Raw genomic sequence first — 21,454 nt, forward strand, 5'->3', positions numbered from 1 at the left:
CCTTAAGGCTTGCTGGATGATATGAGTAGCCTCAACATGTCAGGGCAAGGCCGCGTTTTTAAACCCCCTTATGCGCTCTTTATATATCGTAAGAAAGAAAAAAGGCGCCCCGCAGGGCGCCTTCGCTTGGAATTGCAACGTTTTACGCGTGGTAAGCCGACTCGCCATGGCTGGTCACGTCCAGGCCTTCGCGTTCTTGTTCTTCAGGAACGCGCAGGCCGATCACGATATCCACCAGTTTGTAAGCAATCAGCGACACGATAGCCGACCAGATAATCGTGGTACCGATGGCTTGCGCCTGGATCCACACCTGGCCGCCGATCGAATAGGCATCGGTCGACATCTTGTTGGTGATGTTGTCGAAAATGCCCTGGCCGCCGAGCTGGGGCGCCGCGAACACGCCGGTCAGCAAGGCACCCAGGATACCGCCGACGCCGTGCACGCCGAACACGTCGAGCGAGTCGTCCGCGCCGATCAGGCGTTTCAGGCCGTTCACGCCCCACAGGCAGATCGCACCGGCGAGCAGGCCGATGACCAGTGCGCCCATCGGACCGACAAATCCGCAGGCCGGGGTAATTGCCACCAGGCCGGCCACCGCGCCGGATGCGCCACCCAGCATGGAAGGTTTGCCCTTCGAGATCCACTCGGCAGCAACCCACGACACGGTAGCGCAGGCAGTTGCCAGCAGCGTGTTGATGAAGGCCAGTGCAGCGACGTCGCCCGCTTCAAGTGCCGAACCGGCATTGAAACCGAACCAGCCCACCCACAGCAACGATGCGCCGATCATGGTCATGGTCATTGAGTGCGGTGCCATCGATTCACGGCCGTAGCCGATGCGCTTGCCGATCATGAACGCGCCGACCAGGCCAGCGACAGCGGCATTGATGTGCACCACGGTGCCGCCGGCGAAGTCCAGCGCGCCTTTTTGCCACAGCCAGCCAGCTTTGCCGGTAGCCGTTGCCAGGGTGGCGGCGTCGGTGATGGCGTCAGGACCAGGCCAGAACCAGACCATGTGGGCGACCGGAAGGTAGCCGAAGGTGAACCACAACACGATGAAGGCCAGCACGGCGACGAACTTGGCGCGTTCGGCAAAGGCGCCCACGATCAGTGCGCAGGTAATCGCTGCGAACGTACCCTGGAAGGCGACAAAGACGAATTCAGGAATCATCACGCCCTTGGTGAAGGTGGCCGCTTGCGCGAACGTGCCTGCTTTCGGATCCCAGATGCCGCCCAGCAGCAAGCGATCAAAGCCGCCGAAGAACGCATTTTTCTCGGTGAACGCGATCGAGTAGCCGTAGATGCACCACAGGACGATGATCAGCGCAAAGATGAAGAACACCTGGAGCAGCACCGACAGCATGTTTTTCGAGCGGACCAGGCCGCCGTAGAACAGTGCCAGGCCAGGGATCGTCATCAGGATGACCATCATGGTGGCGACGAACATCCAGGCCACGTCGCCCTTGTTGGTGGTCGGTGCAGCCGGCGCGGCAGCAGCAGGTGCGGCGGCGGCAGCGGCTGGCGCCACTTCGGCCGGCGCGGCAACCACAGGCGCTGGCACTGCGCTGGCGGCAGCAGGAGCATCAGCGGTGGCAGCCGGTTTCGCGGTGTCCTGCGCCATGGCAGGGTTGATCCCGCCGATTGCAAACGCCAGCGCAAAGCCGGCGAGCCAGTTTTTCATTCCGATTTTCATTCAGTTTTCCCCTTAAAGCGCGTCGTTGCCGGTTTCGCCGGTTCGAATACGGACAACCTGCTCGAGGTCGTATACAAAGATTTTGCCGTCGCCGATCTTGCCGGTACGGGCCGCAGCCTCGATCACATCGATCACCTGCTCGACGATGGCGTCGTCGACGGCCGCTTCGATCTTGGTTTTCGGAAGGAAGTCGACCACATATTCAGCGCCGCGATACAGCTCCGTGTGGCCCTTCTGGCGCCCGAAACCTTTGACTTCGGTAACGGTAATCCCCTGCACATTGATGGCCGAGAGTGCTTCACGCACTTCGTCCAGCTTGAAGGGTTTGATAATGGCGGTGATCATTTTCATGCTGCGGCCTCTTTCAGAAGGTTTTTGAAACAGAAATAACCACGCCGGTCTTCCCGAGATTCCGGCCGGACGGGCTCAGGTAGGCGGTGGTATTGGCCTTGATGGCGGCCACGGACACGGTGGCGATACCGAGGTCCTTGGTGACGCCGATTTTGAAGTCGTCGTACGAATACTGGCTGTTGTTTTCGACTTTCTGGTGCCCGGCGTGCAGATTCAGGATGAACCCTTCGGTCAGTTCGACATTCGCGCCGACGTCGAGGTAGGTACTGCCCTTGCTGTCGTTTGTCCCGAACAGATTGGTGGTGGAGCGCGAATACTTGACGTAGGCCGGGCCGATGCCCAGTTGACCATATACCTCAAAGGTATTCGCGCTCGGGTTCAACTTGTTCGATGGGTAGAAATAATAGAGGCCGCCCACGTCGTAACTGAGCAAATCGTTGAACGTGCCTTTTTTGCCGCCGTAGATATCCCACTCGACATTCCCGTCGCCGCCCAGGTCCTTGGTCCACTTGATGGTGGACAGCCACGTGCCGACGTATAACCCGGTAGGGTTATTCACGAAGTCCGCGCCGCCTTGCAGCGCCGGATCGAGTCGGGTTTGCGACAGGCCGCGGTAGCGGTAGTCGGTAGTGAGGGCTGCGTTGTAGCTGATTTCATTGTCCGGCTTGGCATCTTCTGCGTGCGCAAGCTGCATGGTGGAGGTAGCCAGCATGAGCAGGCAAGCTGCTCGCATCAGTGGCACTTTCAGGTGGTTCATGGCGATCTCCCTTGAATTGAAATGAAATACAGCGCTTGCGGTGCATAATTCTCTGTTGTACATTCCGCTTAATTGTTTCTTTAGCAGGATACGTGCCACCTCGTACACAAGCCTCAAAGTCACGAAAAGCGCTTGTTTTTCGCACATTTGGACCCACTCTCCAGATGAATGGTGCGGCATGTTGATCCCGAGCTCGCTTTTATGACAAGCATGCACCAAATCGAATCAATCGCACCACCTTGGTGCGATTTATAACCAATTTCACCAAGGACGACCCATGGACATGAACAGCTTCTTTACTGACTTGCAAGGCAAGATCAACCAGGCCATCGAAAGTTCGCCTGCAAAAGATATCGAAAAAAACGTCAAGGCCATGATGACGCAGGGGTTTTCCAAGCTTGACCTGGTGACGCGCGAAGAATTCGATATCCAGGCGCAGGTACTCGCGAAAACCCGCGCCAAGCTCGATGCACTGGAACTGCGCCTGGCCGAACTGGAAGCGCGCGCGACCACCACCGAAAAATAGTCGCGATTATTAAGATGTTGACGTGACAATTTCCATGAATTAATCTTGGCGGCATACCCTCGCTGCGTTTGATTCATGAAAGTGTGCTCATGTCCTTCTTACACGCCCTCGCCCGGCAGCGTCGCCATGCACTGGCAGCCATGCTGGTGGCCGGCGCAGCCTGTTTTAGCCCTCATGCCTGTGCCCAGGACGGTGACGGTTCCGATAGCGCGTCCGTCACGGAACTGGTTCGCAAGTTTCTCGACGCCCAGTCGCGTCATGATGTCCCCACCCTGCGCAACCTGACTGCCGAGCAATTCGTCGAGATTTCCCCCCTGGGAGAGGTCGACCCACGCGACAAGATGCTGGGCTTTTACGCTGGGGAAGCGTCGCCCACGCGCCCTGTCATCACCGTCGACGAACGCCAGGTCCGCATCTTCGGCGACAGCGCCATCGTCACCGTCAAACTCAGCTTCAACGCCGGCGGTCAGGCACGCAGCCTGCGCGCCAGTTTTGTTGCGCACAAAGACGGGGCGCAATGGAAACTGGTGTCGGCCCAGCACACCTCGATGCGGCCCGCCAAATCTTGAACGACGCGGCGGCGCCGGTGCCGCGCGCCGATATCTGGCGCCCGGTGCTGGCAGCTAGCCAGGCGCTGCTGCTTGTCGTTTTCCTCGCAGTATTGTTTGCCGCCATGCGCGGCGCCGGCATGCTGGGGCCGGCCGCCTTGCGCTGGATGCTGCCGGCCAGCTTCGTGATGATGGCGCTGTTGCCCTGGCTGCTGCTCACACCAGATGGCCGGCGCGCCATCGGCTTGCGCCGGCCCGCCTCCTGGCTGATGCTGGCGCCGACCATGCTCGCTGGCGCAGGGGCAGCGCTGGCCTGTGGCGCGCTCGGCCTGCTCCTTTTCGGACACAGCCCAGATCACTGGTTCGTGACGGTCGCGGCCAGCTACCGCGGCATGATGGATACCAACACCTTTTCCACACTGATGCTGCATGGCGTGTTTACGCTGCCGGCGTTGCTGTTCAGCCCGATCGGCGAAGAAATTTTCTTCCGCGGCATATTGCAACGCGCGCTCGAAGAACGCTTCAGCACGCGCCTGAGCACGGCGCAGGAATGCGCCGCCTTTGGCCTGGTGCACCTGTTGCACCACGGCCTGTTCAGCGATGCCAGCGGCTGGTCGATGCGGCCGCTGTCGGGCGCGCTGTGGGTGGTGGCGATGTTCCTCACTGCCGGCCTGTTTGCCGCCATCCGGCACCGCAGCGGCTCGCTGTTTCCCGCGATGGCCGCGCACGCCGCATTTAATGCAGCCATGAATACCTTCATTTTCGGCTTGCTCTGGCGCTAGCGCGCACGCTTGGTCAGGCGCAAACGGGAAGCAGACGCGGCTTCCTATGATGTCTCTCGCCGCCCACCTCGAAAGATTGCCATGAGCCTCGCCGTGCTCGGAAGCCGCGCCCTGGCCGGCATGGAAGCCCCGCTGGTCAACGTTGAAGTGCACCTGGCCAACGGTTTGCCAAAACTGACGATTGTCGGTCTGCCCGATGCCGAAGTGCGCGAATCGAAAGACCGCGTCCTGGCCGCGCTGCAAAGTTCCGGCTTCGAGGTGCCGGCGCGCCGCATCACCGTCAACCTGGCCCCGGCCGATCTGCCGAAAGAGTCGGGCCGCTTCGATTTGCCGATTGCACTGGGCATCCTTGCCGCTTCCGGCCAGATTCCAGCCAAGGAACTGGCACACTACGAATTTGCCGGAGAATTGTCGCTGACCGGCCAGCTGCGGCCTGCGCGCGGCGCACTGGCCATGGCGCTGGCAATCCAGCGCGAACACCCGGGTCGCGGCTTCATCCTGCCGCACGACAATGCCGACGAAGCGGCGCTGGTCGACGGTGCGCGCATCTATCCGGCGCAAACCTTATTGCAAGTGTGCACCCACCTGAAAGCGCTGGACCCGGACCAGCAGATCGCACCGCACCAGGCTGGCAAACCCGTCGCCGCGCCCGTGTATCCCGACTTTGCCGACGTCAAGGGCCAGCAGCAAGTGAAACGCGCGCTGGAAATTGCCGCCTGCGGCCTGCATTCGATCTTGCTGATCGGACCACCCGGCTCTGGCAAAAGCATGCTGGCGACGCGCTTTCCCGGCCTGTTGCCGCCGATGGCCGACGACGAGGCGCTGGAAGCGGCTGCCGTGCAATCGCTGTCGACCGGTTTCAGTCTGAAAAACTGGAAGCAGCGCCCCTTTCGCAGCCCGCACCACACCAGTTCCGGCGTCGCGCTGGTCGGCGGCGGCAACCTGCCCCGCCCCGGCGAGATTTCGCTGGCGCACGGTGGCGTACTGTTCCTCGACGAGCTGCCGGAATTTAGCCGGCACGTGCTCGAAGTCCTCCGCCAGCCGCTCGAATCGGGCCGCGTTACCATTTCGCGCGCCGCCCAGCAGGCCGACTTTCCGGCCCATTTCCAGCTGATCGCGGCGATGAATCCGTGCCCGTGCGGCTGGCTCGGCCACGTGTCGGGCAAATGCCGCTGCAGCGGCGAGGCGGTGCTACGTTACCAGTCGCGCATCTCCGGTCCTTTGCTCGACCGCATTGATCTGCAGGTCGAGGTGGCGGCGATTTCCCCCGACACGATCGGCGCCCAGGCGCCGGGCGAAACCAGCGCCGTCATTGCCGCGCGCGTGGGCCTGGCGTGGGAGGCGCAACTGGTGCGCCAGGGCAAGGCCAACGCGCGCCTGGCGGCGCCCGAACTCGAGCAAGTGTGCCGCCTCGATGGCCCCGGCGAAAAATTATTAAACAGCGCGATGCGGCACATGCACTGGTCGGCGCGGGCCTACCATCGCGTGCTGCGCGTGGCGCGCTCGATCGCCGACCTCGATGGCGCCGCGCATGTGCTGGCGCCACACGTGGCCGAAGCGGTGCAATGCCGGCGCGGTTTGCGCGACGCCTGAATGGCGTCAGCCAGCCTTCACGATGTCGAACAGTGCCGGGTCGACCGGCTGGCCGACCGCCAGCGACACCGGCTCGAGGATCAGCACGGTGCCGTAGCCTTCCTCGGCGTCATCGCGCGACGACGCCTGCACCGGCAACGGGCCCTGCGCCACCAGCACCACCGCCGGATCAACGATGCAACTGTCTTCCGCGCTGCACTTGAGCGGCACGCCATTGACGATCATCGGCACCGTGTAGCGCGCCAGCCGCGCGGCGTGCATCGGCTCCAGGCCGGCTGGCCGCGGCGCGCCGATGTGAACCTTGCCGCGCGCATCGACATCGGACGTCTGCTCGCGCCCTTGACTGGTGACGGTCACGCTCAGGCGACTGGACAGGCGCATCGCACAGGTGCCGGCGGGGGCGCCCTCGTCGAAATCGAGCCCGTACATCACTTCGCGCACGACCAGGCGCTGGCCGTCACTGGCGTAAGTCGTGCGCCAGTCGACCAAGTCGCGCGGCAATACCGGAAATGGCGTCGGGGCCGCGTCCTGCAGGCTGGCGACCGCCACGCAGGTGTCGTACAGGCCGCGCTGGCGGGCAAAGAACTTCTCCACCGATGCGGGCCGCGACTGGGTGACCAGCACATAGCTACCCGGCACAGGACTGCGCGCGGCATTGCCGTCGCTGCAAGCGGCCAGCGCCAGCAGCAGCGCAAGCGCCAGGATGCGGCCGCCCGCTTCAGCACAGGAATGTTGACATTGCATGCTCATCCTTCACACAAAGTAAATGGTTCGACAAGGTGGGGCGCCGTCAGCGCACGCGGCCCAGTTCACGTTGCAGCGCGGCGACGTTGGCCGTGTGGCGTGCCAGCACGTCGCTGGCGGCACGGGTGGCTGTGGCAGACGCCAGCGCCTGCCGTTCGGTTTCCAGCTCGCTGGCGAGGATGTCGCGCCGGGCGCCGTCGCGCTGGTTCTGCAGCGCGCTGCTCACGCGCGGGAAGGCCTGCGCCGCAGCCGGCGTCGCCGGTGCCGCAGCCGGTGCCGCAAGCGCAAGCTGGCGCGCCGTCGGCGCCACGTTATTCAGAATCGTCATGCCGCTGACGGGGTCGACATGCTCGTAGACGCCGGCGCACGCAGCACGCGCCGCCAGCACCAGCGTCAGCAGCAATGCTGCGCGCCTCATCGCGGCAGGCTGGCGGCGGCCAGCTGGGGCAGGTGGCGCCCGACTGCGATGCCGAAGCGTGCCGCACCGCCGGCGGCCAGTTCCAGGCAGGCATGCGCGCGCCAGGCGGCGGCGATGCGCCACGGCGCCACATGCGGCACGATCGCCAGCACCACGCCATAGCGGTCGAGGAACACCACGTCGATGGCAAAGCGCATCCAGAAGGTGTGCACGTTGTTGCACGGGGTGATCAGCAAAGCGTGATCCAGCGGCAAGGCGCGCTGGCCGAGCAAGCCAAGCAGGCGGGCCAGGAAACCCTGGGCCAGGATCACCTGCAAGCCGTCGACATCCAGCGAAGGCGCCCTCACAGCAACTTCTCCCTGATCGGCGCCACGGTCATGCGCACGATGGACTGGCTGGTCAACGGCACGCGTCCGGCCACGTAACAAACACGATCCGGCGCCGAAGCGCCACTGAGCGGGCTGTTCAAAGTCGCCAGAATCAGGTCCTTGATGATGGGGATCACCAGTTCTTCGCAATAGCGCACGTCAATTTTCAGCAGCAAAGCGTCGGCCCGGGTCTGGCGCGAGCGCGCACCGACAGCGGCGTTGTCGTACACATTGGTCACCGGGATGATGGTGCCAAGCTTGGTTTTGACGCCGAAATCGGCAAACGCATCGGCGGTCGGATTGCGCACGGTGATGGTGCTGAAGAGCGGGTTGGTCAATTTCGATGCGATCAGCGCCTCGCCCATCACCATGGGGTAATTCAAGCTCGTGATGTCGCCCATGCCGACGCCAGTGACCGCCTTGGCCGAACTGGCGTGCAGCGGCGCCAAGCCAACCACCAGGGCAGCTTTCATGGCGTCCTGGTCGCCGCCTGACGCCGCACCGGCGCGCGCGGCGCCCAGCGCGGCGACGTTGAGCGTGTTCTTCGACACGACCAGCAGGCCCATCTGGATCACTCCCATCAGCAGGGGAAACAGCACCAGCACCGAGATGATCTGGAACTCGATGGTGCCCTGGCCGCGCCGGGATCGCAGGTTCATCGGCGCGTGTCCGCAGGTGGCAACAACACCGGTGCGGGGTCGGCCCCGGCGGGATTGACGGCATGGTCGACGTCGCGCAGCAGCGACGCCAGCGCCTTGCGATTCGCTTCCGGCACCGCGCTGCTGGCCACGGCCACCTGCGCGGCCACGCGGAACTGGTGCAAATGCGCCAGCGCCAGGTTGGCGCGCGCCTTGGCCATGCCAGGATCGGCACGCAGGGCGCGTTCGCAGGCCAGCTGCGCGGCGGCGTACTGCTGCGTGCGCAGGTAGACGGTACCGAGACGGAACCAGGCCTGGGCATCGTCCGGATACGCGGTCACGATGCTGACATACACATTCCCACCCTCGACCAGGCGGCCTTCGGCGATGGCCTTCTCGGCCAGCGCGGCCAGGCGCGAAGAGGCGCCTTGGGTCATGGTCTGGCCCGGCGCCGGCGCCAGCTCCGCGTCCGGCATGGGCCGCGTGGCGCAGCCGCCGGCCACCAAACAGGCGGCCAGCAGCGTGGTGTATTCGGCTTTTTTACTGATGTTTTTATTGCGCAGCATGGCGAACAGCTTTCAGTGAAATGCAGCCATCATCTTGATCCCGATCGGGAAACCGATGACGACAAAGGTACAAGGGAAAATACAGAGGATGAGCGGGCCGAGCATCTTGACCGGCGCTTCCATGGCCAGTTTTTCGGCACGCGAAAAGCGCTCGTTGGTGCGCTGGGTCGATTGCGAACGCAACACGCCGCCCAGGCTGGCGCCGGTCTTTTCGGCCTGCACCAGCGCCGTGACGAGCGAGCTGATAGCCGAATTGTCGAGCCGCTCTTCGAGCATGCGCAGCGCATCGACGCGGTTGCGGCCGGAGCGGATTTCACGCAGCAGGCGGGCAAACGCGCGGCGCAAGGCGTTGTCGGATGTTTTCTCCACGGCGATGTTGAGCGCCACGGTAAGGTTGCAGCCCGATTCGATGGCCATGGTCAGCATGTCGAGAAAGTTCGGCAGGTTTTTCAGCACGTCGATTTCGAGGCGCTTGACTTGGTCGCGCATCCAGATCTCGAGGTAAAAGAAGCCAAACACCAGCCCCGCAGCGGGCACGAACAGGCTGCGTTTGCCGAGCCACAGGGACAGCAGCGTGACGATGCCGCCGATCAGCAAGGCATACACGATCTTGGCGGCGAACCACTGCTGCGGCGACAGCGCGTAGTCAAGCTCGACCTTGCGCAGGCGCCGGATCGTCTTTTCGCGGTATTCCACCGACAAATGCGGTGCGACATAGTGGGTCGCGATGCCGATCAGCGGCCACACCAGCGCCAGCGCTTTCGGCGGCTTGTCGGAATAGGTGCGGTCTTCATCCGGCACGGCGGTGACGACGCGGTAAATCACCGCCACGATGCCGGTGACGGCCAGCGCGAACATCGCGGCGAACAGTATCGTTTGCATGGTCTGCTCCTTTATACGTTGATGGTGACGATCTTGCGGATCAGCACATAGCCGACGAACTCGAGCATGAAAATCACGCCCAGCACGCCGTAGCCAAGCCAGCTGTTGTACAGCGGCGCCATGGCTTCCGGTTCGAGCTCGGTCAGGATCCACATCAGGAACAGCGGCAGCGCGCCCACGATCAGGCCCTGCAGCTTTCCCTGCGACGTCAGCGCGGTAATCTTGTCTTCCATCTGCAGCTTCTTGCGCATGGTGTCGGCCAGGCGCTCGAGCGACTCGGTCAGGTTGCCGCCCACTTCGCGCGCGATGCGCATGCTGGTGGTGAACATCGTGTATTCGGCCGACTGGATGCGTCCTTCCAGTTCATCGAGCACGTCGTCCATGTTCACGCCCATGCGCAGCTTGCGCACCACCAGCGAGAATTCCTGGTTCGACGGCTTCGGCAGCTGCTCGGCCAGCAGGCCCAGCGCCTGCGGCAGCGACAGGCCTGAACGCAGGCCGCCGACCAGCGCGTCGAGCACGTCGGGCAACTGGCGGATCAGGACATGGCGGCGTTTCGCTTTCAGGCGCTTGTGCACCAGGCCAGGGCCGAACAGGCAGACCACGGCGCCACCCAGCGCCAGCACCGGGTTGCCGCTGACTATGAGCAGCAGCAACGGCACCAGCACGGTGGCGGCGACGCTGATCTGGGTGAGCTGACGGCCATCCATGAAAATGAACATCTCGGAGAACTTGACGTTGGTCGCGGCCAGCACGTTTTGCTGGTACGCCGCGGCGAACTGGCGCCCCAGCGCCCACAAGGCCGTCACAGCCATCACCACCGTCACCGCAAAGCCCAGCGCAACGACGGACGACATCGCACCGTTAAACATGCATGCCTTTCGCGCCGTGCTGCTGGGCGTCGGTATCGCCGAAAATAGTCAGGTCGAGGTCGACCCCGAACGCACGCAGTTCTTCATAGAAGGTCGGCACGTAACCGGTCGGCATGAAGCTGCCGCGCACCTTGCCGTTGTCGTAAAAGCCGTGGCGCTGGAAGCGGAAAATTTCCTGCATCTGAATCACGCCCTGCTCCATGCCGGTGATTTCGGTGATGCTGGTGACCTTGCGCGTGCCGCAGGCAAAGCGGGTTTGCTGCACGATGATCTGCACGGCCGCCGCCACCTGTTCGCGAATCGCCATGATCGGCAAATCCATGCCGCCCATCATGACCATCACTTCCAGGCGCGAGACCATGTCGCGCGGCGAGTTGGCGTGGGCCGTGGTGAGCGAGCCATCGTGGCCGGTGTTCATGGCCTGCAGCATGTCGAGCGCTTCACCGCCGCGGCACTCGCCCACGACGATGCGGTCCGGGCGCATCCGCAGCGCGTTTTTGACCAGGTCGCGAATGCTGACGGTGCCGCGGCCTTCGACGTTGGCCGGGCGCGCCTCCAGGGTGATCAGGTTGTCGTGGTACAGCTTCAGTTCGGCCGCGTCTTCGATGGTGACGATGCGCTCGAACGGCGGAATCAGGTTCGAGATGATGTTGAGCAGGGTCGTCTTGCCGGACCCGGTACCGCCCGAAATGACGATGTTCTTCTTTTGCTCGACGCAGATGCGCAGGAATTTCACCATCGCCGCGTCGACCGAATCGAACTTCACCAGGTCGTCCACCCCGAGGCGCTTGTTGGCAAATTTTCGGATCGAGATCGTCGGTCCCTTGAGCGCGATCGGGCGAATCACGATGTTCACGCGCGAACCGTCTTTCAGGCGCGCATCGCACAGCGGTGACGATTCGTCGACCCGGCGTCCGATCGGCGAGACGATCCGTTCGATCACGCCCATCAGCGCTTTTTCGCTGGAAAAAGCAATGTCGGAGCGGCGCGTCTGGCCATTGCGTTCAATGAAAATATCTTGCGCGCCGTTGACCATGATTTCGGTCACGGAGGGATCGGCCAGCAAGCTTTCCAGCACACCCAGCCCGACCGCTTCGTCGAGCACGAATTTCGACAGTTCGTCGGGGTCGGTCACGGCCGGCAGCGTCACCTTGGCCATCAACTCGCCGATCAGCTTGGTAGCCACCACGCGCAATTCGTCGTCGCCCATGCGGGTGACGTCCTGCCGACGCAGGTCGAGTGTCTTGATCAGCTCGGCGTGCAGGACGCCGGCATTCTGCGACAGCGCCAGCTGGTGCGCGCGGTCGTGCTGGACTGGTTCCGGGGACGCGGCCACCGCTACCAACGCGGGCGCGGGCGCCAGCGCCGGTGCCGGCGCGCGCTCATGCATGGACGGCTTGCTGGGTTCCGGCGGGCGCGCCACGCCGAGCGACTTTACGCGCAGGATCATGCCGCCCACCATGATGATGTCCTCGACCCGCAACGGCCCGGAGCGCACCACCCGCTCGCCATTGAGGAACACGCCCGACAAGGACGCCAGGTCGGTCACACTGACGCCGCCTTCTTCCGTCACCAGCAGGCGCATTGCGCCCTTGCCGGCTGCCGCTGGCAGCGGCACCTTCGATGCGGCCTCCGCACCCAGCACCACGGTGGCGTCGATGAGATAGTCAAGCAGCGTGCCGTCCTTGCTTTTCGCTTCGATGATCAGCATGGCTTACTCCGTGATCAGCAAAGGTGCGGCTTTATTTGGCAACAAATCGTGGTCGCGCACCGATTTGTCGAACTCGTACAGCTTCTGCTTGTTCAGGTCGCGCGCACCCGGATTCGGGTTGGCGGTCGGCGTGATCACGCGCGGCGTGATGACGATCGCCACTTCGCGGGTCGCGGTGCTGCGCGACTTGTCGCCGAACAGGCCGCCTACCAGCGGCAGGTTGCCCAGGCCGGGCAATTTCTGGGTCGACTTGGAGCCTTCGAACGAATACATGCCGTTCAGGACCACCGTCTCGCCATCGCGGGCATTGAATTCGGCGGTCGACTTGCGCTTCAGGAAGCCGGGAATGCCGAGCACGGTCACGGACGGGTCGATGCTGCTGACCTCGACGTCCACCTTGGCGTAGATGGCGCCGGACTTGTCGGTGACGGGCGTCACTTCCAGGATCACGCCGTATTCCTTCATCTGCACTTCGCTCTGGCCCAGTGCGCTCACGACCGGCAAGGGAATTTCGCCGCCGGCGACAAAGCGCGCCTTCGAACCGCTGCGGGTGGTCAGACTTGGCGCGGCCAGCACTTCGGCTTCGCCGTCCTGCACCAGCAAATTAATGCGCGACGTGATCAGGCTGGTCAGATTGATGAAACCCTGCGGCGACCACACCTTGCCCGGCAGCGCCACGCTGCTCAGGTCAATGCCGCTGGTGCCGGCAGGCGGCACGTAACGGAAGGTCGAATTGCTGTAAAAATCGGCCAGCACGCCGGCGTTCGGGCCGTTGATCGACGAGTCCCAGCGAATGCCCAGGTCGCGCGAACCCTTGGTGGAGAGCTCAAGTACCTTGACGTCCAGGTAAATCATTTTTTCCCAGCCGACCTTGCCGACGAAGTTCACCACCTGCTCAGGAAACATCTTCTGGATGGCCTGCACGCGCTCCTGGTTGGTGTCGCTGACCATGTCGCCTTCGAGCACGATTTTCGAGCCGGCCACGCGCGCCGTGACGTTTTCCACGCTGGTCAACAGACGCTTGACGTCTTCCAGCGTGGCTTGCACATTCGCTTCGCGCACGGTCACTGTCAGCACCCGTTCGGTGCCGTTTTTGAGCCACAGGTGCAAGGTGGTGGTACCGGCTGTTTCGGCCAGCACCAGCAATTGCTTACCCGCCAGGCTGGAAGCGGAAATGATCTTGCCGTTGCCGATGGCAATCCGGCTCGGAGCCAGCGGCAGCACTTTCGCTTCACCGGCGTACAGTTCAAGGTCGGGCACACTGGCCGAATGGGCCGGCGCCGAAGGCAATACCAGCAACACGATCGCCATGACGAGGGCAAACACCGACGCGAGGACACCACCGGTATGCCGGGACAAATTCATCAAGTTTCTCATGCGCGCTTATTGTTTCATTAGTGAAGGAGGAATGGCCGTGGCCCTGGCCGGATCGGGTACGACGCCCAGGCGGCTGCGGACATCGCCCGCATTGGCCTGGGTGGGAATTGGTGCGGGCGTCGCTGGTTTGGCACCCGCGGCGCCGGCGGCGCCGAACAGCGCGGCAAGCGGGTTATCGCCCTCCGCGATGCGCGAGCGGCTGGTGCCGCCGCCCATGCCGCCGACGATCATTTCGATGAAGCTGCCGTTGCCACCGACAGCGCCATCCGGACCGGCGGCGGGCCGCGCGGCGACCTCCTTGAAGGTCGATTCGTCCAGCACCGACTTGGCCAGGATCTGCTTGTCGTCGGGATTACGCAGCACGGCTGTCAGGGTGCCCAGCTTCTGCGCCAGCAAGACCTGCTCGGCCTGGGCTGGCGTCACGGTCAGGGTCACGGTGCTGAAGGCCATGTCCACTTCTTGTTTGCCGCCGCCTTCCGTCGCGACGACGCGCTTTTGGGTTGTCTTGCCGGTTGCCATCACAGGCACGGCCTGCAGAATCGGGCGGACATGCATCAATTCCTTCGGCACACCGTTCGGCTCTGCTGCTTGCTTGTAAGAATTGGCTGTGGTTCCGTTGCCGGTGTAGACCAGGTCGATGATGTCGCCCGGGACCAGCATGCCCGAGATCGAACTGATCTCGTCGACCGGAAACGTGATCGCGCGCTCGCCCTTGGCCACCGTCATCGACAGCGCCGCCCGGTCGCCGCGCTCAAGCGCGCCGCGGTCGATCGGGTCGCCCGGTTTCAGCGCGACCATGACCTTCTGGCCGAGCACATTGTCGAGCGCATCCGGCGACAGCGCCGTGCTGGCAAGGTAGCGTTCCGGGATGGTGCGCACCGCCAGGTTGCTGTTGTCCAGCACGCCGCCGGCCGGGATGTCGAGCTTGGCAACGATCACCTGGCGCGATTTATAGGCACCGGCCAACTGGGTTTCAGCATTGGCCAGATAATTGCTCATGTAGTAGTTCGCACCCACAAAGCACAGGACACCGAGGCCGACGGCGCCTCCTAACAACAGCGTATTCTTGGAAAGTTTCAAAGCAGGCAATCAGGCAAAGGTTAGGAAACGGATATTAGAAAAGAATAGCTGCGGAAAAACGACCGCACGGCACGCGCCAGGTAGTCGGCCAGCGCCATGTTGTCAGTCAATGCGGTGGGCACGAACAGGGCCGCAGCAACGACGCCGGTGACGATCATGTACTCAACCATTGCCTGGCCCCGACGCCTGCTCAGGTGTTTGTGAAACATGGGCTGCTTCCTCATTTGACGATACTGATCATGACCAGCGCCCCGCTTTGCTGGCCGCTGAGGATGGCGTCGAACTGCTCGCTGCCGCGGTTGGCCGACAGGCGCATGGCGCTGCCATGTTTTTTCGGCGCGTCGCGCTGCCAGTTTTCGGCCTTCAAGGCCTGGTCGAACGCGAGGGCAGTCGCCTCAACCGATCGGCGCGACACGGCCACGATTTGCTGCGACACGCGGCCCTGGTCGCTGGAATCGATCACCTGCAGCGATTCCACCTGGGCCGGCAGGCGCAAGCCCAGCACCGGCGTGCGCGTGTCTGCGGGCGACGTCAACGCCACAAAACCGTCGACCTGCGTTCCAGAGGTTCGCACCTGAAAACTGCGGTGCTGTGCGCCCACTGTCTGGTTCAGCACGGTCCAGATCTGCATCTGGCTGCGCAGCACCGGCTCGTGCCGCGGGTTGCGCTCCCAGTTCGCCTGTACCTCGCGCAGCAGCGCTTCGGCACTCTGCGTGCTCTGGAACGCACGAATCGTCATTGGCGTGCCATTCATGCGCAAGCTGTCGCCCATCGCATCGAGCGCCAGCGTGTCCGGCATGTCCTGCCAGCCACCGCCAGCGCACGCCCATGCGGGCAGGCAGAACGCGGCCAGTACCAGCGCATTTTTTATCGCACACATGCACCGCCTCCGCGATAGACCGGCAACACTGCCGCGCTTTCGACGCGGTCGGATGGCACGATGTCAGGACAGACTTGTCCGAAATGCAGGTTTTTGAAGGACGGTTCGAAGATGCTGATGGCCTTTTCAATAGGTTCCAGAAAACCGTTGATCTGGGTAATGGGTCCGGCAACCGTGAAGGTGCGTGCACGTAGCGCCGCCTGGCGCGGCCCGCTGGCATCCCATTGTTCCGTGATGACCGACGAACTTTCGCGCAACGTCAGGTTCAAGGCGTCGAGCGGCGCCGGCAGCGCGGCGATATTGTTGAGCTTGACGACTACCTTGCCGGTGACGGTAGCGCCTTGCGGCAGCGGCTCGCCACCAGTGATTGCATCAAGCATGCCGCTGATCACACCCAGGCCTTCGGCAATGGTTTTGGTTGCCAATCCCGCCAACGGACCGGTGGACGTCGTGACGCCCACATCATCAGGACGGGCAATCAGGCGCGCTTCCTCGACGCTCGCGCTACGCGTGCTGTGGTCGCGCCACACGGCCGACTGCGTCGTCCAGTCGGCGCCGTTGACCAGGCCATCGGTACTTTTGAGCGCATCCGTATTCCAGGTATAGAAGCGCGCACGTACCTGATTTTGTATCTGGGTATCGTTCATTGCGCCAGCCGAATGGACGGTGCGCTCCCAGGCAGAATAGCGCGCCGCCTGGATGGTACTGGCCTGAATATCATGGAATTTTCCAAGATAAATAATTCCCAGAAACAGCATGACGATCACGCCCAGAATCACGGCCATTTCGACCATCGCCTGGCCGCGTTCCGGCGCACGCATCATTTGGCCGGTCCGGCCAGGAACAACGCAGGATCGACCGGTTTGCCGACCACCAGCGACACCGGCTCAAGCACCAAGGATTTCACCCCCAAACGCTTCGAAACATAGACCGGACGGTATTCTTCCCTTACCAGCACAAGTGCCGGATCGACAATGCACGTGTCGGTGTCACTGCATTTGAGCTGCACGCCGTTGATGACCTTGGGGCGCGTATGAAGCGCCACCAGTGCGGTGCGAAAGGGCTCGGTCATGACGCGTTGCGGTTCCCCGATGGTGACAGTGCCGTCATGATCGATGTTGGTATGTTGCACCTGGCCGCCACTGGTGACGTAGATGTCCTGCCTGCTAAAGATGCGCAACGCGCAGCCATTGAGCTTGTCTGACGCACCAGGAACCTCGTCCATCCAGTACGTCACCTCGCGCTTCACGTCACGCTGGCCGTCGTTGGCATAGGTCACGCGACTTTCGACGAAATCGGGCGGTATCGTGGGAAACGGTTTGACCGCTTCGTGCAGCAACTCGGCAGCTGCCACGCACAATTTATACACGCCCCGTTCAACCCCAAAGAACTTGTCCAGCGATTCCGGACGAATCTGGGTGACCAGCACGTAGCTCTTTTCCTTGGCGGGTGGCGCCGCAACGCCGTTGTTGCAAGCGGCCAGCAGCAGCGCCGGCGCCAGTGCCAGTGCCATGCCCAGCCTTGCTGTCGATGGTTCTTTTACGCGTCTCATCCACATGTTCCTGCTCCTGCAAAGATTGTTTCAAATGCTGCCAGTTTCTTGGCGCCCCCTGCCACCAGGCGGGTTGCCGGGCTCGGCGTTGCCAACGATGCGCGCCAGTACGGATTGAACAGGCTGGGCCGCTCAATACCGCCATCCTTGCGGCTTTCGCCCACGGGCCGCTCGAAGGCCACGCAGGCCTCCGCCAGGCCGTAGACGCCTTTGGTATCGGTGTATTGGGGGTCGAGCGCAAGTACGGTTCCGTCTACCATGGCAACTTTGGCGCCGAATGCACTATCTGCCGTAGGCACCTTGCTATCGGCAATGATGACCTCCACCGCAAACGACAGTTTTTGCTTGGCTGTATTCGCCGTGTCGAGGTCCTTCAGGTCGCGGTAGTTGGGAAAAGCGCCGCCTACGCTCCTCGCTTGCTTTGTCGTATTGGCGGCGCTGCGTGCGGAAAAGCCGTCGCCGCGATTCCAGTCGCTGCCTTCGCCGTGCGTCCCGATTCCCTGCACCGCTGCTTTCGTGCTGTAGGCCTGCGCCCCGCCCCATCCAAGGGGAACGCCTCTGCAACTGCGGAAGGCTCGCCACCAACATAACTGCGCCGAATCGAGCCCTTTCCAGGCATCGAAATTGACCAGATCGGTTCCGCCTTGCTTCTGAATTTTTGCCACGAACAGGAAATTGAGATCCCACGGGCGATTTTGTGAAAAGCCGTCGCGCGAATCAAGCGCCACCGCGCGCAAGCGCTTGCGGCCATCGCCACTTGTTTTGTCGGGCTTGCTGGTGCTGGTATAGGTCTCGGTGAAGTTATCCCAGCTCTTCAGGTTCAACCCCATCAGCGCTTTGCCGCCCAGCGATATTTCAGCGCCGTTCTTGCTGGCTATGTCACTGGCAATGTCCCACGCGGCTGCGGCCCCGGGTGTGTTGAAGGCTTTCTGTGCCTTGTGCTCCGCAAGCGCAAGCGTACGCGCCGCTGCTTCGAACGTGGGCATTGTGCTTTGCATGGTGTCATCGACCCTGTTCAGTGCCTGGGAAATGGCAGTTGTGGCAGTTCCCAGATACGGAATGAAGCGGGCGATCATATTGATATGATTGACGAAATTCGCCATGTAATCGATCCATGAACGCAGGCTGACCGACTGGGCGATCGTAACTTCGTTGACGATCATGGCGCGGTTCATGTACGCCTGAAAATTGAGGGTGCGCGCTTCCCATACCGCGCCGCTATATGCAGCGGCATCGGCGGCATTCATTGCACGCATTTTGGCATTGGTGACCTGGCCCGAATTGAACGACACCAGCAGCATGCCGATCATCGCTGCGGCAAATCCCAGGAACACGACCAGTGCCTGTCCTTTTGCGCGCTTTACCAGGATTTTTTTCATATGCTGCCTCGACAGCCGGGGGCTGGATGATTAAAAACGACACTGACAGATTGGTGGCGCTGATAGCAGCACCACCTTGTTGTGCATTACTTCTTGATGTCCTCGAAATTGCTCAAGCTTTTCGCAGTGCCATTATTATTCGAGGCAGTTTGCCCCGTACCCACCAGTTTACGCGCGCCGCCGCTTTCGGCACCGGCAAGGGTCGATGCCGCAACTGACGTCTGACCGCGGATAATGTCACCGAATGCCTGATACACGCCGATTGCAGCAACCGCGATCAAAGCCACGATAATGATGTACTCGGTCATGCCTTGGCCAAGCTGGGCGCGGCGCAGATTAAATTGTTTCAAGATTTTTCTCCTAAGTTCGAACGACTATTTACAAGTGAGGTGGAAAGCGAGGCCATCGTAGGACAGCACCTACATCGAGGCAACGCGAGTGTTGGTCACGTCGCGCATGCATACTTGACATTTTTGAATGCAACCGCGCACATTATTTTTGCCATACAGAGGATGATTTTCGGTTTGCATGGGCTTGGTGCGGTGCCGGAGTTAATTAATTAATAATTAGACTTGGTTTCTTTTAAAAGATCCGGCTCATTTTTACGACGTGGTAACAAGATGTAATGCCGAGTTCAAATGCAACACTCAATCAGGGATTAAGGCAGAATCCATTTCTCTCAGGTCAACCAAGTTGACAGATAATTCACGTTCGTCGTTTTTATATATGTTTTTTCGTGGTTGGAAAGCGAAACCGCGTGTTTAAAAGCGATCGCGCTTTAGCCATGCGGCACCGTGTCGAATTTGGAAACAGATTGCAAATCGTATTGCCATCCCCGCATAAAAATGCAAGCATGCCGCAACTAAAATACATTTATTCATGACACCTCATTCGTTACTTTTTTTGCCGGTGGCGAGGGCGCCTGCATTTGCGCATCGACACGGATTTTTCCCAACCACGCATACCATGCCAGGATAGGGAGAAATACATGCAGATTAATTTTTATTATGGCAACATTGCTGATCTGATCAAGAATGCCAAATTAAGTGCGTTCCTCGCCCTGAATCATGATTTCACAGCAACGCCTGTACCTGTTTTTACACGGAGCATGACGCGGGCATAGCCGCCGCGTCACGCTCATTGACCTTTCATTTCACAATCCCTGACGATCCTATGCAAACCAGTCTCCTCCGCATCGCCCCTTTATTCCTCGTCCTGTCGCTATCACTGCAAGCCTGTAAAAAACATGCCGCGGTGACACCGCCGGCATACGGCGTAGCGGAAAGTGCGCCGGTGAACCCAGCTGCAGCCGCGGAGCCGCAGGCCGCTGCCGCAGCAGCGACGCCAGCGCCTTTCGATTTCAATACAGTTCCGGAAGCAAAGGGCGTCATTCCGCCGTTCCCGTACGTCGATACGCCGCCCAAAATCAACGAGAACTGGCTGAAGATCACGATCTTGCCGATGGACGAGGTCGACGTCATTCTCGGCAAGCAGGTCCATCGCCTGGAAGGACGCGTCGCAATGCGCACGTTCGCCCACAGCCACGCAGAGATGTCGGAACTGGAAGTGCGCCGCAACTACCAGAACGCCTTGCAGTCGTTTGGCGCCGTCAAGGTGAACGTCGACCAGACCGGCGTCCACTACTACGGCGACAAGCGCATGGACAAGCTGAGCCCACTGGCTTACGACATGTCCTACGATGTGTATCTGGCGCGTAAAGGTTCGGCGCGGCACTGGATCGTCGTTATGACCAGCAGCAGCGACACGCGTCTCATCTCAATCGAAGAGACGCCGTTTGTACAGACCATCGGCTACGAAGGCACGCCAGGCACAGCGCTGGCGGTGAGCGCGACCGGCGTGCCGCCTGCCGCGCCCCAACCGCTCGATATCGGCGCGATGCCTGTCACGACGGCGCCGCTGCCGCCTTTCCCTTACCTGCCGTACCCGAAACAGGTCATGGAGGGCCTGCGCCATTCGGAACGCGCCAATTTCGATGCCGTCAGTTTCATCGTTGGCAAACAACTGCGCACCGTCGAAGGCAAAGTGGAAGTGCGTACCTTTGACAACCGGGATGCCACGATGTCGGCGATGGCAATACGGCGCAATTACGAGGCGGCCGTGAAAGGACTGGGCGCCGCCAAGCTCAATACCGTCGCACCGGAGGACGAGGCCCTGATCGCGGCCAACGGCGGCGCAGTTGCCCTGAATGCCAAACTGCGCTTCCCATCGTTGAACATGGCGTATGACAGTTATCTGTTGCGAACAGCGGACAAGAATATCTGGATCGCGCTCATGTTAGCCGACAGCAGCACGCGCCTCGTGGTCGTCGAAGAAAAAGCCATGCAGCAAAGCGTGACCCTGGTCACAGCCGACACCATGCGCACCGCGCTGGCCGCGAAGGGACACATCCCGCTGTACATCAACTTCGATACCGACAAAGCGACGCTACGCGCCGATGGCAAACCCGCGGTCGATGAAATCGCCACGCTGCTGAAAAACGATGTCAAACTGAAGTTGTCGATCGAAGGGCATACGGACAACAGCGGCATTGCTGCACACAACGTTGACCTGTCGCGCCAGCGCGCCAACGCCGTGGTACAGCAATTGGTCGCCAGCGGCATCGATGCGGCGCGTCTGCAAGCTGCGGGCAAAGGCGCAGCGACGCCGCTGGCCGACAATACAAGCGAGGCGGGACGCGCACAGAACCGCCGCGTCGAGCTGGTCAAACTTTAATTTAACC

24 protein-coding genes are annotated in these 21,454 nt (G+C 61.7%); 5 read left to right on the forward strand and 19 right to left on the reverse strand.

Annotated elements, in window-relative coordinates; genetic code table 11:
- Window positions 1-142 precede the first annotated feature (142 nt).
- From V6M87_RS04820 to V6M87_RS04830, 3 genes are read right to left on the reverse strand one after another with little or no spacing between them, the layout of a single operon-like run.
- Window positions 143-1,678: an ammonium transporter gene (locus V6M87_RS04820; protein WP_332848607.1), complete on the reverse strand. Its 1,536-nt coding sequence runs from the start codon at window positions 1,676-1,678 to the stop codon at window positions 143-145.
- A 24-nt stretch (window positions 1,679-1,702) separates the two neighbouring features.
- On the reverse strand, window positions 1,703-2,041 hold the full coding sequence (locus tag V6M87_RS04825) for a P-II family nitrogen regulator (protein WP_332848608.1): 339 nt from the start codon (window positions 2,039-2,041) through the stop codon (window positions 1,703-1,705).
- Between the two features lie 13 nt (window positions 2,042-2,054).
- Window positions 2,055-2,798: a TorF family putative porin gene (locus V6M87_RS04830; protein ID WP_442920550.1), complete on the reverse strand. Its 744-nt coding sequence runs from the start codon at window positions 2,796-2,798 to the stop codon at window positions 2,055-2,057.
- Between the two features lie 277 nt (window positions 2,799-3,075).
- On the opposite strand from V6M87_RS04830, the gene V6M87_RS04835 reads away from it, so the two are divergent.
- The 4 genes from V6M87_RS04835 (at window position 3,076) to V6M87_RS04850 (ending at window position 6,247) form a co-directional block, all read left to right on the forward strand.
- Window positions 3,076-3,324, forward strand: a complete 249-nt coding sequence (locus V6M87_RS04835; protein WP_332848609.1) for an accessory factor UbiK family protein — start codon at window positions 3,076-3,078, stop codon at window positions 3,322-3,324.
- Between the two features lie 89 nt (window positions 3,325-3,413).
- Window positions 3,414-3,893 carry a nuclear transport factor 2 family protein gene (locus V6M87_RS04840; protein WP_332848610.1) on the forward strand — a complete coding sequence of 160 codons (480 nt, stop codon included), beginning with the start codon at window positions 3,414-3,416 and terminating at the stop codon, window positions 3,891-3,893.
- Window positions 3,842-4,654, forward strand: a complete 813-nt coding sequence (locus V6M87_RS04845) for a CPBP family intramembrane glutamic endopeptidase (RefSeq protein WP_332848611.1) — start codon at window positions 3,842-3,844, stop codon at window positions 4,652-4,654. Before V6M87_RS04840 ends, V6M87_RS04845 begins: the two co-directional genes overlap by 52 nt.
- An 81-nt stretch (window positions 4,655-4,735) precedes the next feature.
- A complete protein-coding gene (locus V6M87_RS04850; protein WP_332848612.1) occupies window positions 4,736-6,247 on the forward strand; it encodes a YifB family Mg chelatase-like AAA ATPase in 1,512 nt (503 codons plus the stop codon).
- A 6-nt stretch (window positions 6,248-6,253) separates the two neighbouring features.
- Here V6M87_RS04850 and V6M87_RS04855 read toward each other — a convergent pair whose 3' ends face one another.
- The 16 genes from V6M87_RS04855 to V6M87_RS04930 all read right to left on the reverse strand — a co-directional run bounded on the left by V6M87_RS04855 (window position 6,254) and on the right by V6M87_RS04930 (window position 19,022).
- Window positions 6,254-6,991: a hypothetical protein gene (locus V6M87_RS04855; protein WP_332848613.1), complete on the reverse strand. Its 738-nt coding sequence runs from the start codon at window positions 6,989-6,991 to the stop codon at window positions 6,254-6,256.
- Between the two features lie 46 nt (window positions 6,992-7,037).
- On the reverse strand, window positions 7,038-7,409 hold the full coding sequence (locus V6M87_RS04860) for a hypothetical protein (protein WP_332848614.1): 372 nt from the start codon (window positions 7,407-7,409) through the stop codon (window positions 7,038-7,040).
- Entirely contained in the window at window positions 7,406-7,756 is a 351-nt protein-coding gene (locus V6M87_RS04865) for a DUF192 domain-containing protein (RefSeq protein WP_332848615.1), read from the reverse strand. Before V6M87_RS04865 ends, V6M87_RS04860 begins: the two co-directional genes overlap by 4 nt.
- Complete coding sequence (locus V6M87_RS04870) at window positions 7,753-8,436, reverse strand: TadE/TadG family type IV pilus assembly protein (protein WP_332848616.1); 684 nt, start codon at window positions 8,434-8,436, stop codon at window positions 7,753-7,755. The genes V6M87_RS04865 and V6M87_RS04870 overlap by 4 nt, the downstream gene beginning before the upstream one ends.
- Window positions 8,433-8,981 carry a tetratricopeptide repeat protein gene (locus V6M87_RS04875; protein ID WP_332848617.1) on the reverse strand — a complete coding sequence of 183 codons (549 nt, stop codon included), beginning with the start codon at window positions 8,979-8,981 and terminating at the stop codon, window positions 8,433-8,435. Before V6M87_RS04875 ends, V6M87_RS04870 begins: the two co-directional genes overlap by 4 nt.
- 12 nt (window positions 8,982-8,993) lie before the next feature.
- Window positions 8,994-9,863, reverse strand: coding sequence for a type II secretion system F family protein (locus V6M87_RS04880; protein ID WP_332848618.1), 870 nt, complete (start codon window positions 9,861-9,863; stop codon window positions 8,994-8,996).
- 11 nt (window positions 9,864-9,874) lie between these two features.
- Window positions 9,875-10,735, reverse strand: a complete 861-nt coding sequence (locus tag V6M87_RS04885) for a type II secretion system F family protein (protein WP_332848619.1) — start codon at window positions 10,733-10,735, stop codon at window positions 9,875-9,877.
- A complete protein-coding gene (locus tag V6M87_RS04890) occupies window positions 10,728-12,446 on the reverse strand; it encodes an ATPase, T2SS/T4P/T4SS family (RefSeq protein WP_332848620.1) in 1,719 nt (572 codons plus the stop codon). The genes V6M87_RS04885 and V6M87_RS04890 overlap by 8 nt, the downstream gene beginning before the upstream one ends.
- Window positions 12,447-12,449: 3 nt before the next feature.
- A complete protein-coding gene (locus V6M87_RS04895) occupies window positions 12,450-13,811 on the reverse strand; it encodes a type II and III secretion system protein family protein (protein ID WP_332848621.1) in 1,362 nt (453 codons plus the stop codon).
- A gap of 18 nt (window positions 13,812-13,829) precedes the next feature.
- Window positions 13,830-14,912 (reverse strand): Flp pilus assembly protein CpaB, encoded by a 1,083-nt coding sequence (cpaB, locus tag V6M87_RS04900; protein ID WP_332848622.1) that lies wholly within the window; start codon window positions 14,910-14,912, stop codon window positions 13,830-13,832.
- An 11-nt stretch (window positions 14,913-14,923) separates the two neighbouring features.
- Window positions 14,924-15,112: a hypothetical protein gene (locus V6M87_RS04905; RefSeq protein WP_332848623.1), complete on the reverse strand. Its 189-nt coding sequence runs from the start codon at window positions 15,110-15,112 to the stop codon at window positions 14,924-14,926.
- An 11-nt stretch (window positions 15,113-15,123) separates the two neighbouring features.
- Window positions 15,124-15,783: a hypothetical protein gene (locus V6M87_RS04910; RefSeq protein ID WP_332848624.1), complete on the reverse strand. Its 660-nt coding sequence runs from the start codon at window positions 15,781-15,783 to the stop codon at window positions 15,124-15,126.
- Window positions 15,771-16,607, reverse strand: coding sequence for a TadE/TadG family type IV pilus assembly protein (locus tag V6M87_RS04915; protein ID WP_332848625.1), 837 nt, complete (start codon window positions 16,605-16,607; stop codon window positions 15,771-15,773). The genes V6M87_RS04910 and V6M87_RS04915 overlap by 13 nt, the downstream gene beginning before the upstream one ends.
- Window positions 16,604-17,296 carry a hypothetical protein gene (locus V6M87_RS04920; protein ID WP_332848626.1) on the reverse strand — a complete coding sequence of 231 codons (693 nt, stop codon included), beginning with the start codon at window positions 17,294-17,296 and terminating at the stop codon, window positions 16,604-16,606. The genes V6M87_RS04915 and V6M87_RS04920 overlap by 4 nt, the downstream gene beginning before the upstream one ends.
- Before the next feature lie 35 nt (window positions 17,297-17,331).
- A complete protein-coding gene (locus V6M87_RS04925) occupies window positions 17,332-18,714 on the reverse strand; it encodes a pilus assembly protein TadG-related protein (RefSeq protein ID WP_332848627.1) in 1,383 nt (460 codons plus the stop codon).
- An 86-nt stretch (window positions 18,715-18,800) separates the two neighbouring features.
- A complete protein-coding gene (locus V6M87_RS04930; RefSeq protein ID WP_442920552.1) occupies window positions 18,801-19,022 on the reverse strand; it encodes a Flp family type IVb pilin in 222 nt (73 codons plus the stop codon).
- A 985-nt stretch (window positions 19,023-20,007) separates the two neighbouring features.
- Between V6M87_RS04930 and V6M87_RS04935 the strand changes: the two genes are divergently transcribed.
- Window positions 20,008-21,447 (forward strand): OmpA family protein, encoded by a 1,440-nt coding sequence (locus V6M87_RS04935; RefSeq protein WP_332848629.1) that lies wholly within the window; start codon window positions 20,008-20,010, stop codon window positions 21,445-21,447.
- Window positions 21,448-21,454: the final 7 nt, after the last annotated feature.

Source organism: Massilia sp. S19_KUP03_FR1, from assembly GCF_036688685.1.
Classification (GTDB): Bacteria; Pseudomonadota; Gammaproteobacteria; order Burkholderiales; family Burkholderiaceae_D; genus JALYUM01.

Coding starts and splice junctions, on each gene's coding strand:
- V6M87_RS04880 (WP_332848618.1), bottom strand. CDS start 9,863: ATGCAAACGATACTGTTCGCCGCGATGTTCGCGCTGGCCGTCACCGGC.
- V6M87_RS04850 (WP_332848612.1), top strand. CDS start 4,736: ATGAGCCTCGCCGTGCTCGGAAGCCGCGCCCTGGCCGGCATGGAAGCC.
- V6M87_RS04930 (WP_442920552.1), bottom strand. CDS start 19,022: ATGACCGAGTACATCATTATCGTGGCTTTGATCGCGGTTGCTGCAATC.
- V6M87_RS04860 (WP_332848614.1), bottom strand. CDS start 7,409: ATGAGGCGCGCAGCATTGCTGCTGACGCTGGTGCTGGCGGCGCGTGCT.
- V6M87_RS04920 (WP_332848626.1), bottom strand. CDS start 17,296: ATGGCACTGGCACTGGCGCCGGCGCTGCTGCTGGCCGCTTGCAACAAC.
- V6M87_RS04915 (WP_332848625.1), bottom strand. CDS start 16,607: ATGATGCGTGCGCCGGAACGCGGCCAGGCGATGGTCGAAATGGCCGTG.
- V6M87_RS04870 (WP_332848616.1), bottom strand. CDS start 8,436: ATGAACCTGCGATCCCGGCGCGGCCAGGGCACCATCGAGTTCCAGATC.
- V6M87_RS04825 (WP_332848608.1), bottom strand. CDS start 2,041: ATGAAAATGATCACCGCCATTATCAAACCCTTCAAGCTGGACGAAGTG.
- V6M87_RS04840 (WP_332848610.1), top strand. CDS start 3,414: ATGTCCTTCTTACACGCCCTCGCCCGGCAGCGTCGCCATGCACTGGCA.
- V6M87_RS04820 (WP_332848607.1), bottom strand. CDS start 1,678: ATGAAAAACTGGCTCGCCGGCTTTGCGCTGGCGTTTGCAATCGGCGGG.
- V6M87_RS04855 (WP_332848613.1), bottom strand. CDS start 6,991: ATGCAATGTCAACATTCCTGTGCTGAAGCGGGCGGCCGCATCCTGGCG.
- V6M87_RS04875 (WP_332848617.1), bottom strand. CDS start 8,981: ATGCTGCGCAATAAAAACATCAGTAAAAAAGCCGAATACACCACGCTG.
- V6M87_RS04835 (WP_332848609.1), top strand. CDS start 3,076: ATGGACATGAACAGCTTCTTTACTGACTTGCAAGGCAAGATCAACCAG.
- V6M87_RS04890 (WP_332848620.1), bottom strand. CDS start 12,446: ATGCTGATCATCGAAGCGAAAAGCAAGGACGGCACGCTGCTTGACTAT.
- V6M87_RS04830 (WP_442920550.1), bottom strand. CDS start 2,798: ATGAACCACCTGAAAGTGCCACTGATGCGAGCAGCTTGCCTGCTCATG.
- V6M87_RS04885 (WP_332848619.1), bottom strand. CDS start 10,735: ATGTTTAACGGTGCGATGTCGTCCGTCGTTGCGCTGGGCTTTGCGGTG.
- V6M87_RS04910 (WP_332848624.1), bottom strand. CDS start 15,783: ATGTGTGCGATAAAAAATGCGCTGGTACTGGCCGCGTTCTGCCTGCCC.
- V6M87_RS04905 (WP_332848623.1), bottom strand. CDS start 15,112: ATGTTTCACAAACACCTGAGCAGGCGTCGGGGCCAGGCAATGGTTGAG.
- V6M87_RS04845 (WP_332848611.1), top strand. CDS start 3,842: ATGGAAACTGGTGTCGGCCCAGCACACCTCGATGCGGCCCGCCAAATC.
- V6M87_RS04895 (WP_332848621.1), bottom strand. CDS start 13,811: ATGAATTTGTCCCGGCATACCGGTGGTGTCCTCGCGTCGGTGTTTGCC.
- V6M87_RS04925 (WP_332848627.1), bottom strand. CDS start 18,714: ATGAAAAAAATCCTGGTAAAGCGCGCAAAAGGACAGGCACTGGTCGTG.